Annotated in this window: 10 protein-coding genes; 7 read left to right on the top strand and 3 right to left on the bottom strand. The window is 60.1% G+C overall.

All coding sequences use genetic code 11. The features are described 5' to 3' along the window. Positions 1 to 68 precede the first annotated feature (68 nt). Positions 69 to 539: a bacterioferritin gene (gene bfr / locus N2A98_RS05985; protein WP_012722487.1), complete on the top strand. Its 471-nt coding sequence runs from the start codon at positions 69 to 71 to the stop codon at positions 537 to 539. Between the two features lie 176 nt (positions 540 to 715). Here the strand turns inward: bfr and grxD are convergent, their stop codons facing one another. Continuing rightward, positions 716 to 1,054, bottom strand: coding sequence for a Grx4 family monothiol glutaredoxin (grxD, locus tag N2A98_RS05980; RefSeq protein ID WP_032893320.1), 339 nt, complete (start codon positions 1,052 to 1,054; stop codon positions 716 to 718). Positions 1,055 to 1,131: 77 nt separating this feature from the next. Continuing rightward, positions 1,132 to 3,240 carry a molybdopterin oxidoreductase family protein gene (locus N2A98_RS05975; protein WP_275623147.1) on the bottom strand — a complete coding sequence of 703 codons (2,109 nt, stop codon included), beginning with the start codon at positions 3,238 to 3,240 and terminating at the stop codon, positions 1,132 to 1,134. A 433-nt stretch (positions 3,241 to 3,673) separates the two neighbouring features. Here N2A98_RS05975 and argF point away from each other — a divergent pair, with 433 nt between their 5' ends. Next, positions 3,674 to 4,594, top strand: a complete 921-nt coding sequence (gene argF, locus N2A98_RS05970; RefSeq protein ID WP_014717139.1) for an ornithine carbamoyltransferase — start codon at positions 3,674 to 3,676, stop codon at positions 4,592 to 4,594. Continuing rightward, the gene (locus N2A98_RS05965) at positions 4,591 to 5,700 is read left to right on the top strand and encodes an ABC transporter ATP-binding protein (RefSeq protein ID WP_032893324.1); all 1,110 of its coding nucleotides are present in this window, start codon (positions 4,591 to 4,593) and stop codon (positions 5,698 to 5,700) included. The genes argF and N2A98_RS05965 overlap by 4 nt, the downstream gene beginning before the upstream one ends. A gap of 641 nt (positions 5,701 to 6,341) precedes the next feature. Here N2A98_RS05965 and ybaK read toward each other — a convergent pair. Next, a complete protein-coding gene (gene ybaK, locus N2A98_RS05960) occupies positions 6,342 to 6,812 on the bottom strand; it encodes a Cys-tRNA(Pro) deacylase (RefSeq protein ID WP_032893325.1) in 471 nt (156 codons plus the stop codon). A gap of 325 nt (positions 6,813 to 7,137) precedes the next feature. Here ybaK and N2A98_RS05955 point away from each other — a divergent pair, with 325 nt between their 5' ends. The 4 genes from N2A98_RS05955 (at position 7,138) to glpD (ending at position 12,252) form a co-directional block, all read left to right on the top strand. Beyond that, positions 7,138 to 7,995: an MIP/aquaporin family protein gene (locus tag N2A98_RS05955; RefSeq protein ID WP_014717136.1), complete on the top strand. Its 858-nt coding sequence runs from the start codon at positions 7,138 to 7,140 to the stop codon at positions 7,993 to 7,995. 76 nt (positions 7,996 to 8,071) lie between these two features. Continuing rightward, positions 8,072 to 9,577 carry a glycerol kinase GlpK gene (gene glpK, locus N2A98_RS05950; protein ID WP_044270497.1) on the top strand — a complete coding sequence of 502 codons (1,506 nt, stop codon included), beginning with the start codon at positions 8,072 to 8,074 and terminating at the stop codon, positions 9,575 to 9,577. A gap of 94 nt (positions 9,578 to 9,671) precedes the next feature. Continuing rightward, positions 9,672 to 10,427, top strand: a complete 756-nt coding sequence (locus tag N2A98_RS05945) for a DeoR/GlpR family transcriptional regulator (RefSeq protein ID WP_003188962.1) — start codon at positions 9,672 to 9,674, stop codon at positions 10,425 to 10,427. A gap of 286 nt (positions 10,428 to 10,713) precedes the next feature. After that, positions 10,714 to 12,252, top strand: a complete 1,539-nt coding sequence (glpD, locus tag N2A98_RS05940) for a glycerol-3-phosphate dehydrogenase (protein ID WP_078802568.1) — start codon at positions 10,714 to 10,716, stop codon at positions 12,250 to 12,252. Positions 12,253 to 12,325: the final 73 nt, after the last annotated feature.

Raw genomic sequence — 12,325 nt, 5'->3', positions numbered from 1 at the left:
TTGACACTAGGATTTTCACCGCTCAGACTCCGCCTTATACACAGCTATTACAGGGCAGGACCCCAGTCATGAAAGGCGACATCTCAGTCATCCAGCAACTCAACAAAATCCTTGCCAATGAACTGGTCGCGATCAATCAGTACTTTCTGCATGCACGCATGTACGACGATTGGGGCCTGGAAAAGCTCGGCAAGCGTGAATACAAAGAATCGATCAAAGCCATGAAGGACGCCGACGCGCTGATCAAGCGCATCCTGTTCCTGGAAGGCCTGCCGAACGTGCAAGACCTGGGCAAGCTGAACATCGGCGAGCACACCCAGGAAATGATCAGCAGCGACCTGGGCTTTGAGCGCAAGAGCCACAGCGACCTGAAAGCCGCGATTGCCCACTGCGAAACCAAGGGCGATTTCGGCAGCCGTGAACTGCTGGAAGATATCCTGGAAGACCAGGAAGAGCATATCGACTGGCTGGAAACTCAACTGGGCCTGATCGACAAGGTCAGCCTGGAGAATTACCTGCAATCGCAGATGGGTGAATAACTGCCCTTGTTATCACTGTAGGAGCGAGCTTGCTCGCGAAGAACGTCAACGATCACGCAGCGCATCTGATTTAACGCGTTGCCTGGGCGACCTTCGCGAGCAAGCTCGCTCCTACAGAAAAGCTCAAAAAAAGCCCCGCTCTCTTGTGAGAAGCGGGGCTTTTTATTGCTCGCCAATTAGGCGTCAGTCTTGGCCGCTGCTTTTTCCGCTGCGTCCTTGATCAGCGCTTGCAGGGAACCATCAGCTGCCATTTCAGTGATGATGTCGCTACCGCCAACCAGCTCACCGGCTACCCACAGCTGCGGGAAAGTCGGCCAGTTGGCGTACTTTGGCAGGTTGGCGCGGATTTCAGGGTTTTGCAGGATATCCACGTAAGCGAACTTCTCGCCGCATTGCATGACAGCCTGGGACGCTTTTGCGGAGAAACCGCACTGAGGCGCGTTAGGTGCGCCCTTCATGTAAAGCAGAATGGTGTTGTTGGCAATCTGCTCTTTGATCGTTTCGATGATATCCATGGAACACCTCTGCAGGAACTTTGCGACTCACGGGTCGGCACGGTGGCGCATTGTAACGCAAAAATCCAGCAGGATGCTCAGGCCGCCGCCACCTTCACCGGCACGCCGTTGAGCGCCGCATTACCCGACAACTCATCCAATTGCCGCTCGTCGGTCAAGTCATTGGCACTCGCGCCCGGCTGGCTGTTCGCGATGCTCATCTGCACGCCCGGGCGACCGTGACCCCAGCCATGAGGCAGGCTGACCACGCCCGGCATCATGTCCGCACTGGCCACGACTTCCACTTCGATCATGCCGGTGCGCGAACTCACTCGCACCCGCTGGCCATCGCTCAACTGCCGACGGGTCAGGTCGTCGGGGTGCATCAACAGTTGATGGCGTGGCTTGCCCTTCACCAGCCGGTGATAGTTATGCATCCAGGAATTATTGCTGCGCACATGCCGTCGGCCAATCAGCAACAGTTCGTCGGCCACCGGCACCGGCTGCGCGGCGAAACGCGCCAGGTCTGCCAGGATCACCGTCGGTGCCGCTTGCACCTTGCCATCCGCGGTTTTCAAACGTGCCGCGAGGTTGGGCTTGAGCGGCCCCAGGTCCATGCCATGGGGATAATCCGCCAGCATCGCCACCGACAGCTTATGGCTGGATGCGTCACCGTAGGCACCCGCACGCAGCCCGAAGTCGATCATCTGCGCCGGTGGCACGGTGGGCTTGAGCACCGCGCCAGTGTGCGCCGCAAATGCCTTGGCCAGGCCGACAAAGATCTCCCAGTCATGCAACGCACCCTCAGGCTTGGGCAGGATGGCGCGATTGAAGCGCGTGACATTACGCACCGCGAACAAATTAAAGGTGGTGTCGTAGTGATCGTTTTCCAGCGCCGAGGTGGAAGGCAAAATCAGGTCGGCATAACGCGTGGTCTCGTTGATATACAGGTCGATGCTGACCATGAACTCCAACCCGTCCAGGGCTTGCTCCAATTGGCGACCGTTAGGCGTGGACAGCACCGGGTTGCCGGCCACCGTCACCAGGGCGCGGACCTGGCCTTCCCCCTCGGTGAGCATTTCTTCGGCCATGGCCGACACCGGCAGTTCTCCGCCGTACTCAGGGCGCGCGGACACGCGGCTCTGCCAGCGGTTGAAATGGCCGCCGCTGGTGGAGGCCACCAGGTCCACCGCCGGGCTGGTACAGAGCGCGCCGCCGACACGGTCCAGGTTGCCGGTCACCAGGTTGATCAGTTGCACCAGCCAATGGCACAGCGTACCGAACGCCTGGGTCGAGACGCCCATGCGGCCATAACAGACAGCCTTATCGGCGCCGGCGAAGTCCCTGGCCAACTGGCGAATCTGTTCGGCAGGCACCGCACACTGGCGGCTCATGGCCTCGGCATCGAAGCCGGCAATGGCCCTGCGCACCTCGGCCAGGCCTTCCACCGGCAAATGGCTGTCGCGTGTCAGCCCCTCGGTGAACAAAGTGTTGAGCACCCCAAACAACAACGCCGCATCGCCGCCGGGGCGTACGAACAAGTGCTGGTCGGCGATGGCCGCCGTCTCGCTGCGCCGAGGGTCGACCACCACCACTTTGCCGCCCCGCGCCTGAATGGCCTTGAGGCGTTTTTCCACGTCGGGCACGGTCATGATGCTGCCATTGGAGGCCAGCGGGTTGCCGCCGAGGATCAACATGAAGTCGGTCTGGTCGATGTCGGGTATGGGCAACAACAGGCCGTGACCGTACATCAGGTGACTGGTGAGGTGATGAGGCAACTGGTCTACCGAGGTCGCGGAGAAACGATTGCGCGTCTTCAACAGCCCTAGAAAGTAGTTGCTGTGGGTCATCAAGCCATAGTTATGCACGCTGGGGTTGCCCTGATACACCGCCACCGCGTTCTGACCGTGCCGCGCCTGAATGCCCGCCAGCCGCTCAGCCACCAGGGCAAAGGCGTCATCCCAGGCAATCGGCTGCCATTGGCTGCCCACCCGCAGCATGGGTTGGTGCAAACGGTCCGGGTCGTTCTGAATGTCCTGCAGGGCCACGGCCTTGGGGCAGATGTGGCCGCGACTGAAACTGTCCAGGGGGTCGCCCTTGATCGAGGTGATCGCCAGGCTACCGTCTTCGGCTTGGGTGGTTTCCAGGGTGAGGCCGCAGATGGCTTCGCACAGGTGGCAGGCACGGTGGTGGAGAGTCTTGGTCATGGCCAGTCTCTTTTATAGGGGCTTTGGCTCAACTATGGGCCGCGCCCCCTTGGGGCGCCAGCAACCTTCGCGTTGTGAATCGACAGGCATAGGCCAGGGCATGGCCAAGCATGAGCAAATGTTTCAGAAACCTTGCCCGCAGGCGCTGAAACCGACGCGACCTGGCCCACGCCCGCCCCCGCGCATTGCAAAAGGCCTGGACGCCAGTGTACAAATGGCTCGCTGCTGTCAGGAAATCGTCTTCAAACGCGCGCCAGCGCCCTGCTTGAACACCCCTAAAGCCGTAGCCCTATTGGTAAAACGCGACATTTAATGTCAATATCGCGTCTTCCCCTATTTCGTCGCCCCGTGCGGCTTTCGCCGCAGGTCTCGCCCGTTGTCGCAATAAACAAGGCTTTGAGTATCTGCGGTCTGTTGCAAAAGGTAGTTAATGATGAGCGCAAGGCACTTTCTCTCCCTGATGGATTGCACGCCCGAAGAGCTGGTCAGCGTGATCCGTCGAGGCATTGAGCTTAAAGACCTGCGTAACCGCGGCGTACTGTTTGAGCCTTTGAAAAACCGTGTACTGGGGATGATTTTCGAAAAGTCCTCGACCCGCACACGCCTGTCGTTCGAGGCCGGCATGATCCAACTGGGTGGCCAGGCGATCTTCCTGTCACCGCGAGACACCCAATTGGGCCGTGGTGAGCCGATCAGCGATTGCGCCATCGTGATGTCGCGCATGCTAGACGCCGTGATGATCCGTACCTTCGCCCACAGCACCCTGACCGAATTTGCCGCCAACTCCCGTGTGCCCGTGATCAACGGCCTGTCCGATGACCTGCACCCCTGCCAGTTGCTGGCCGACATGCAAACCTTCCTCGAACACCGTGGCTCGATCCAAGGCAAGACCGTGGCCTGGATCGGCGATGGCAACAACATGTGCAACAGCTATATAGAAGCGGCGATTCAGTTTGACTTCCACCTGCGTATCGCCTGCCCTGAAGGCTACGAGCCCAGCGCCGAGTTCATGGCCAAGGCCGATGGCCGTGTGCAACTGCTGCGCGATCCAAAAGACGCAGTGGTCGGCGCTCACCTGGTCAGCACCGACGTCTGGACCTCCATGGGCCAGGAAGACGAAACCGCCAAGCGCCTGGCCCGGTTCGCGCCGTTCCAGGTGACCCGCGCATTGCTCGACCTGGCCGCGCCGGACGTGCTGTTCATGCACTGCCTACCCGCCCACCGGGGCGAAGAAATCAGCCAGGACCTGCTCGACGATCCGCGCTCAGTCGCGTGGGATCAGGCCGAGAACCGCCTGCATGCGCAGAAAGCCTTGCTCGAATTTCTCGTACCACCGTCGTACCACCACGCATGAGCCAGCCATTACTGCTGAACCTGCGCAACCTGGCATGCGGCTATCAAGATCAGCGCGTGGTGCAGAACCTCAACCTGCACCTCAACGCCGGCGATATCGGTTGCCTGCTCGGCTCTTCGGGCTGCGGCAAGACCACTACCCTGCGCGCCATTGCCGGCTTTGAGCCGGTGCATGAAGGCGAAATCAGCCTGGCGGGCGACGTCATCTCCCGTGCCGGTTTCACCCTGGCACCGGAGAAACGTCGTATCGGCATGGTGTTCCAGGACTACGCGTTGTTCCCGCACCTGAGCGTGGCTGACAACATCGCCTTCGGCATTCGCAAACACCCGCAAAAAGAGCGCGTGGTCGCCGAGTTGCTCGAACTGGTCAACCTGAAGAACCTGGGCAAGCGTTTTGCCCATGAGCTTTCCGGTGGTCAGCAACAACGTGTCGCCCTCGCTCGCGCCCTGGCGCCGGAGCCGCAACTGCTGTTGCTGGATGAACCCTTTTCCAACCTCGATGGCGAACTGCGCCGCAAGCTCAGCCATGAAGTGCGCGACATCCTCAAAGCGCGCGGCACCAGCGCGATCCTGGTGACCCATGACCAGGAAGAGGCCTTCGCCGTCAGCGATCACGTGGGGGTCTTCAAGGAAGGCCGACTAGAGCAGTGGGACACGCCCTACAACCTCTATCACGAACCGCAAACGCCTTACGTCGCCAGTTTCATCGGCCAGGGGTATTTCATCCGTGGCCGGCTGAACTCGCCGGAATCGGTCAGCACTGAACTGGGCGACCTGCGCGGCAACCGAGCCTATACCTTGCCAACCGGTGCTGCGGTGGATGTACTCCTGCGCCCGGATGACATCGTGTATGCGCCGGACAGCGCGTTGAAAGCACGGATCGTCGGCAAGACCTTCCTCGGCGCCTCGACCTTGTACCGATTGCAACTGCCGACCGGCGCTCAATTGGAATCGATTTTCCCCAGCCATGCCGATCACCAGGTGGGCGCAGAGGTGGGGATTCGTGTGGCGGCTGAACATCTGGTGTTGTTCCAGGCATCCGGCAGCACAGCGGCGCAGATTCCCGCCGTTGAGTCAGGCGTGCGCCGCCACAGCGTCGCTCACTGATAAAGCCGGATCAAACTGTGGGAGCTCTTGCCTGCGATAGCAGACGGTAACCACGATGCGAAGCGAGCCGCTCTTGATCTTGATCTGCTTTTGATCTCAGGCGCCCCGTTAAACCACGCTGGCCGAACGCAGGCTTGAATTCGTGGGTAACCCGGCAGGACGCCGGGTTAGCCGCCCCGCGCCATGGATGGCGCGTGGCGGCGGCCCACGGATTCAAGCCTGCGTTCGGGCACACCGAGCCCAAGCGAGGTGCCGAGTGGTGGGGCAAGAGCGTTTTGCTTACTTTTGCGCTTTTCAAAAGTGAGCCGCTGTCAGAGCGGAACCCTAAGCGGCCGTTACCGCAGCAATGGATATGTACACAATCCAACTGTGTCGCCTGCCAGGCCGCCTTCGCGAGCAAGCCCGCTCCCACAGTTTGATCTCTGAGTGTCAGGTAGGTAGGTGTTGGCTGGCCGTCATCGCAGGCAAGCCAGCCCACAATTGGATAGCAGTGTGTCAGGTAGGTCAGCGTCGGTTGGCATTCCGTCACGGGAGCAAGCTCCCTCGCCACAGGTTCAGCGTCACTCCAAAGTTATGAAGATACCTATGCCTATCTCTGTCAAGCCACGCATTTGAGAGCCACGGCCTTCAAAAAATGATTATCAGGCCCGGCCAATCGGTGCGAATTTGGCCTGGGTGTGTTCCGCCAACACCGCCGCCGGCAATTCAACTTCCAAGCCCCTTCTGCCCGCACTGACAAAAATCGTTGCAAAGGGTTGCGCCGTTTCATCGATAAACGTGCGCAGCCGCTTCTTCTGCCCCAACGGGCTGATGCCGCCCAACAGATAACCCGTGGAGCGCTGCGCCGCTGCCGGGTCAGCCATTTCGACTTTCTTCACACCCGCAGCGTGAGCCAGAGCTTTCAAGTCCAGACTTCCGACGACCGGCACCACCGCCACCAACAACTCACCCTTCTCACTGCTCGCCAGCAGCGTCTTGAACACCTGGGCCGGGTCCAGGCTCAATTTTTCCGCGGCCTCCAGCCCATAGGATGCTGCCTTGGGATCATGTTCATAACTGTGGATGCGATGTTCGGCGCGAACTTTTTTCAACAGGTCCAATGCGGGGGTCATAGCGGCTCCAGGCGGGCAAACTGATGGCCAATTCTAGGCCAAGACCGCCTGAAACGCTCTAGCACAGCCCTATTACCGCTAAAGCGACGCGCCCTGCCCATGATCATTCACCACACCAATAGTTCGGAAATGACCAATGGTTCACTTTCGACCTTTGACAGCGGTCATTCTTGTCTATATTTTTTCGTTTCCGAATACCGTAGGAATAATCCTCTGGTACTCCGCAGTAAGCCGCGATCCAGGATGGGGATCCTTCTCGCGGTGAATATCGCGCAATTGCCCGTTGAGGCGGTGCGCAAGACAAGAACAACAATTGAGGTTTTCCATGACAACTGCTCTTCAACAGCCTTCACTTTCGAGCCAATGCATGGCCGAATTCCTGGGCACCGCGCTGCTGATCTTCTTCGGTACAGGATGCGTCGCCGCGCTCAAGGTCGCGGGTGCGAGCTTTGGCTTGTGGGAAATCAGTATCATCTGGGGGGTCGGCGTGAGCATGGCGATCTACCTGAGTGCCGGTATTTCCGGGGCTCACCTCAACCCGGCGGTCAGTATCGCCCTGTGCATCTTTGCCGATTTTGAAAAGCGCAAACTGCCCTTCTATATTCTCGCCCAGGTCGCCGGCGCCTTCTGCTCCGCCGCCTTGGTGTACACGCTCTACAGCAACCTGTTTTTCGATTACGAACAAACCCACCACATGGTCCGCGGCTCCCAAGCCAGCCTGGAATTGGCGTCGGTGTTCTCCACCTATCCCCATGCGCTGCTGAGCACGGCCCAGGCATTCCTGGTGGAGATGGTCATCACCGCCATCCTGATGGGCGTGATCATGGCTCTGACCGATGATAACAACGGCCTGCCACGCGGCCCCCTGGCCCCCCTGCTGATCGGTTTGCTGATCGCCGTAATCGGTAGCGCCATGGGCCCGCTGACTGGCTTTGCGATGAACCCGGCACGGGATTTCGGTCCCAAGCTGATGACCTTTTTCGCCGGTTGGGGTGAAATGGCCTTTACTGGCGGTCGCGATATTCCTTATTTCCTGGTGCCGATTTTCGCTCCGATTGTCGGCGCATGCCTGGGCGCTGCGGCCTATCGCGGGCTGATTGCTCGCCACCTGCCGAGCGCCGCACCGGCTATCGCTGAAGAAACACCTGACACGGCTGTCAACGGCAAGACTCGTATTTCCTGAAAGCGCCAGCCTGGTCCCCTGCCCTTCGCGGCCCAGGCTGATTTCTGACTTCCTTATTTCGTCCAAGGCAATTGACATGACCGACCTTCAGAATAAGAACTACATCATTGCCCTTGATCAGGGCACTACCAGTTCCCGGGCGATCATCTTCGATCGTGACGCCAACGTGGTGTGTACCGCCCAGCGCGAATTCGTCCAGCATTACCCGCAGGCTGGCTGGGTCGAACATGACCCGATGGAAATCTTCGCCACCCAGAGCGCAGTGATGGTCGAAGCGCTGGCCCAGGCCGGCCTGCACCACGACCAAGTGGCCGCCATCGGTATCACCAACCAGCGTGAAACCACCGTGGTCTGGGACAAGATCACCGGCCGTCCAATCTACAACGCCATTGTCTGGCAGTGCCGCCGCAGCACCGAGATCTGCCAGCAACTCAAGCGCGATGGCCATGAGCAATACATCAGCGATACCACGGGCCTTGTGACCGACCCGTACTTTTCCGGCACCAAACTCAAGTGGATCCTCGACAACGTCGAAGGCAGCCGCGAACGTGCACGCAACGGCGAACTGCTGTTCGGCACCGTCGACAGCTGGCTGATCTGGAAATTTACCGGCGGCAAGACCCACGTCACCGACTACACCAACGCCTCGCGCACCATGCTCTTCAACATCCACACCCTGGAGTGGGATGCGAAGATGCTGGAGATTCTCGACATTCCGCGGGAAATGCTGCCGCAAGTGAAGTCGTCATCGGAAATCTACGGCCGTACCAAGAGCGGTATTGCCATCGGCGGCATTGCCGGTGACCAGCAAGCCGCCCTGTTCGGCCAGATGTGCGTGGAAGCTGGCCAGGCCAAGAACACCTACGGTACCGGCTGCTTCCTGCTGATGAACACCGGCGACAAGGCGGTCAAATCCAAGCACGGCATGCTCACCACCATCGCCTGCGGCCCACGCGGCGAGGTGGCCTACGCATTGGAAGGCGCAGTCTTCAACGGCGGCTCCACCGTGCAATGGCTGCGTGACGAGCTGAAGATCATCAACGATGCCCACGACACCGAATACTTTGCCGGCAAGGTCAAGGACAGCAACGGCGTGTACCTGGTACCGGCCTTCACCGGCCTCGGCGCGCCCTACTGGGACCCGTATGCCCGTGGCGCGCTGTTCGGTCTGACCCGTGGCGTACGCGTAGACCACATTATTCGTGCTGCCCTAGAGTCGATTGCCTACCAGACCCGCGACGTCCTCGACGCCATGCAGCAGGACTCGGGCGAACGCCTCAAGGCCCTGCGCGTGGACGGCGGTGCGGTTGCCAACAACTTCCTGATGCAGTTCCAGGCCGACATCCTCGGCACCCAGGTCGAACGCCCGCAAATGCGTGAAACCACTGCCCTCGGCGCGGCCTACCTGGCTGGCCTGGCGTGTGGTTTCTGGGGCAGCCTGGACGAGCTGCGCGGCAAAGCGGTAATCGAGCGCGAGTTCGAGCCACAGCTGGATGAAGCGGCCAAAGAGAAACTCTACGCCGGCTGGCAAAAAGCTGTGAGCCGCACCCGTGACTGGGAGCCGCACGAAGGCGCCGAATAAGCCAAGCGCTGGCTTGCGGTAGGTTGTAACTGGCAGGGAGCGGATTCCTGCGTCATCATGGGCCACTTTTGTATGGCAGCCCAAAGGACGCCCCATGAATCTGCCTCCCCGCCAACAACAAATCCTCGAACTGGTCCGCGAACGCGGCTACGTCAGTATCGAGGAAATGGCGCAGCTATTCGTTGTCACCCCGCAAACCATCCGCCGCGATATCAACCAGTTGGCGGACGCCAACCTGTTGCGCCGCTACCACGGCGGCGCAGCCTATGACTCCAGTGTCGAGAACACCGCGTACGCCATGCGTGCCGACCAGATGCGCGACGAGAAGCAACGCATCGGCGAAGCCATTGCCGCACAGATTCCCGATCACGCCTCGCTGTTCATCAACATCGGCACCACCACCGAATCCATCGCCCGTGCGCTGCTCAATCACAGCCACCTGAAAATCATCACCAACAACCTCAACGTCGCCACCATGCTCAGTGCCAAGGACGACTTCGATGTGTTGCTCACCGGCGGCAATGTGCGCCGTGACGGTGGTGTGGTCGGCCAGGCCAGTGTCGACTTCATCAACCAGTTCAAGGTCGACTTTGCCCTGGTGGGCATCAGCGGTATCGACGAGGACGGCAGCCTGCTGGACTTCGATTACCAGGAAGTACGGGTCTCCCAGGCAATCATCGCCAATGCGCGACAAGTGATTCTGGCGGCAGACTCCAGCAAATTCGGGCGCAATGCCATGATTCGCCTGGGGCCGATCAGCCTGGTGGACTGCCTGGTGACTGACCAACAGCCGGTGCCGGCGTTGGTGCAGGTGTTGAATGAGCATAAGGTGCGGCTGGAGGTCGTGTAGCGCCTGTACCGCCGCCTTCGCGAGCAAGCCCGCTCCCACATTTGACCGCATTCCCATGTTGGAACTCGATCAAATGTGGGAGCGGGCTTGCTCGCGAAAGCGATCTATCCAATAGCCCATACCTCAAGCCTGTCACAGGCTCATGTTCACAAATTTTCCTTTCCCCACCCTTCGATGAGTTTTTTCAATCGAAGTCGGGTGGCTGTGCCCGCAATTATCAGCTACCATTTTCGCAAATGAACATTAATGTTCGAATTCCAAGACGAAAAGATCGCGAGGCCAGCCGATGAACCCTTCCACCTTGCCTGCTCCACCGCTTGCCGAAGTCTATGACGTTGCCGTAATTGGTGGCGGGATCAATGGCGTCGGGATTGCAGCAGACGCAGCCGGTCGCGGTTTGTCGGTATTCCTTTGCGAAAAGGATGACTTGGCCAGCCACACCTCATCGGCCAGCAGCAAGCTGATCCACGGTGGCCTGCGTTACCTGGAACACTACGAATTCCGCCTGGTGCGCGAAGCCCTGGCAGAACGTGAAGTGCTGCTGGGCAAAGCGCCGCACATCGTCAAGCAAATGCGCTTCGTACTGCCGCACCGCCCGCACCTGCGCCCAGCGTGGATGATTCGCGCCGGCCTGTTCCTGTATGACCACTTGGGCAAGCGCGAGAAACTGGCAGGCTCCAAAAGCCTCAAGTTTGGCGCCGACAGCCCGCTGAAAAGTGAAATCACCCGAGGCTTCGAATACTCCGACTGCTGGGTCGATGACGCCCGCCTGGTCGTGCTCAACGCCATGGCAGCCCGCGAGAAAGGCGCGCACATCCACACGCAGACCCGTTGCGTCAGCGCCCATCGCAGCAACGGCCTGTGGGAAATGAACATGGAGCGTGCCGACGGCAGCCTGTTCTCGATCCGCGCCCGCGCGCTGGTGAATGCTGCCGGCCCTTGGGTGGCCAAATTCATCAAGGACGACCTGAAGCTGGATTCGCCCTACGGCATCCGCCTGATTCAAGGCAGCCACCTGATCGTGCCGCGCCTGTACGAAGGCGCCCATGCGCACATCCTGCAGAACGAAGACCAGCGCATCGTCTTCACCATTCCGTACCTGAACCACTTGACCATCATCGGCACCACCGACCGCGAATACACCGGCGACCCGGCTGCAGTGGCGATCACCGAAGGTGAAACCGACTACATGCTCAAGGTGGTCAACGCGCACTTCAAGAAACAACTGAGCCGTGACGATATTGTCCACACCTACTCCGGCGTGCGCCCGCTGTGCAACGACGAGTCGGATAACCCATCGGCCATCACGCGTGATTACACCTTGGCCTTGTCCGGCGGCACCGGCGAAGCGCCGATCCTGTCGGTATTCGGCGGCAAGCTGACCACCTATCGCAAACTGGCTGAGTCGGCCATGGCCCAACTGGCGCCGTACTTCACCCAGATGCGCCCAAGTTGGACTGCCACGGCGAGCCTGCCCGGCGGCGAAAATATGAGCACCCCTGAAGCCCTGGCCGACGCCATCCGCGCCAAGTTCGACTGGGTACCGAGCGAGATCGCCCGCCGCTGGTCCACCACTTACGGCAGCCGCACCTGGCGCTTGCTGGAAGGTGTGCAATCGCTCGCCGACCTGGGTGACCACCTGGGTGGCGGCCTCTATACCCGCGAAGTCGACTACCTGTGCACCGAAGAGTGGGTGACACAACCGCAGGACGTGCTGTGGCGCCGCACCAAGCTTGGCCTGTTCACCACCGAGCAGGAACAGGAAAACCTGCAACGCTACCTGTCCAAGGTCGAGCAGAGCCGCGGCAAGATCGAAGCCGCCTGACCGCCCTACGGTGTAGGAGCGAGCTTGCTCGCGAAAAACCTGAGAGCGCCGCGTTTATTCAGCATAAACGCGG

Origin of the sequence: Pseudomonas sp. FJ2-5-13 (assembly GCF_029201605.1) — a bacterium.
Classification (GTDB): domain Bacteria; phylum Pseudomonadota; class Gammaproteobacteria; order Pseudomonadales; family Pseudomonadaceae; genus Aquipseudomonas; species Aquipseudomonas lactis.
The sequence above is the reverse complement of the archived record's forward strand: the minus strand, read 5'-3'. Positions and strand labels throughout refer to the sequence as shown.

Coding starts and splice junctions, on each gene's coding strand:
- bfr (WP_012722487.1), top strand. CDS start 69: ATGAAAGGCGACATCTCAGTCATCCAGCAACTCAACAAAATCCTTGCC.
- grxD (WP_032893320.1), bottom strand. CDS start 1,054: ATGGATATCATCGAAACGATCAAAGAGCAGATTGCCAACAACACCATT.
- N2A98_RS05975 (WP_275623147.1), bottom strand. CDS start 3,240: ATGACCAAGACTCTCCACCACCGTGCCTGCCACCTGTGCGAAGCCATC.
- argF (WP_014717139.1), top strand. CDS start 3,674: ATGAGCGCAAGGCACTTTCTCTCCCTGATGGATTGCACGCCCGAAGAG.
- N2A98_RS05965 (WP_032893324.1), top strand. CDS start 4,591: ATGAGCCAGCCATTACTGCTGAACCTGCGCAACCTGGCATGCGGCTAT.
- ybaK (WP_032893325.1), bottom strand. CDS start 6,812: ATGACCCCCGCATTGGACCTGTTGAAAAAAGTTCGCGCCGAACATCGC.
- N2A98_RS05955 (WP_014717136.1), top strand. CDS start 7,138: ATGACAACTGCTCTTCAACAGCCTTCACTTTCGAGCCAATGCATGGCC.
- glpK (WP_044270497.1), top strand. CDS start 8,072: ATGACCGACCTTCAGAATAAGAACTACATCATTGCCCTTGATCAGGGC.
- N2A98_RS05945 (WP_003188962.1), top strand. CDS start 9,672: ATGAATCTGCCTCCCCGCCAACAACAAATCCTCGAACTGGTCCGCGAA.
- glpD (WP_078802568.1), top strand. CDS start 10,714: ATGAACCCTTCCACCTTGCCTGCTCCACCGCTTGCCGAAGTCTATGAC.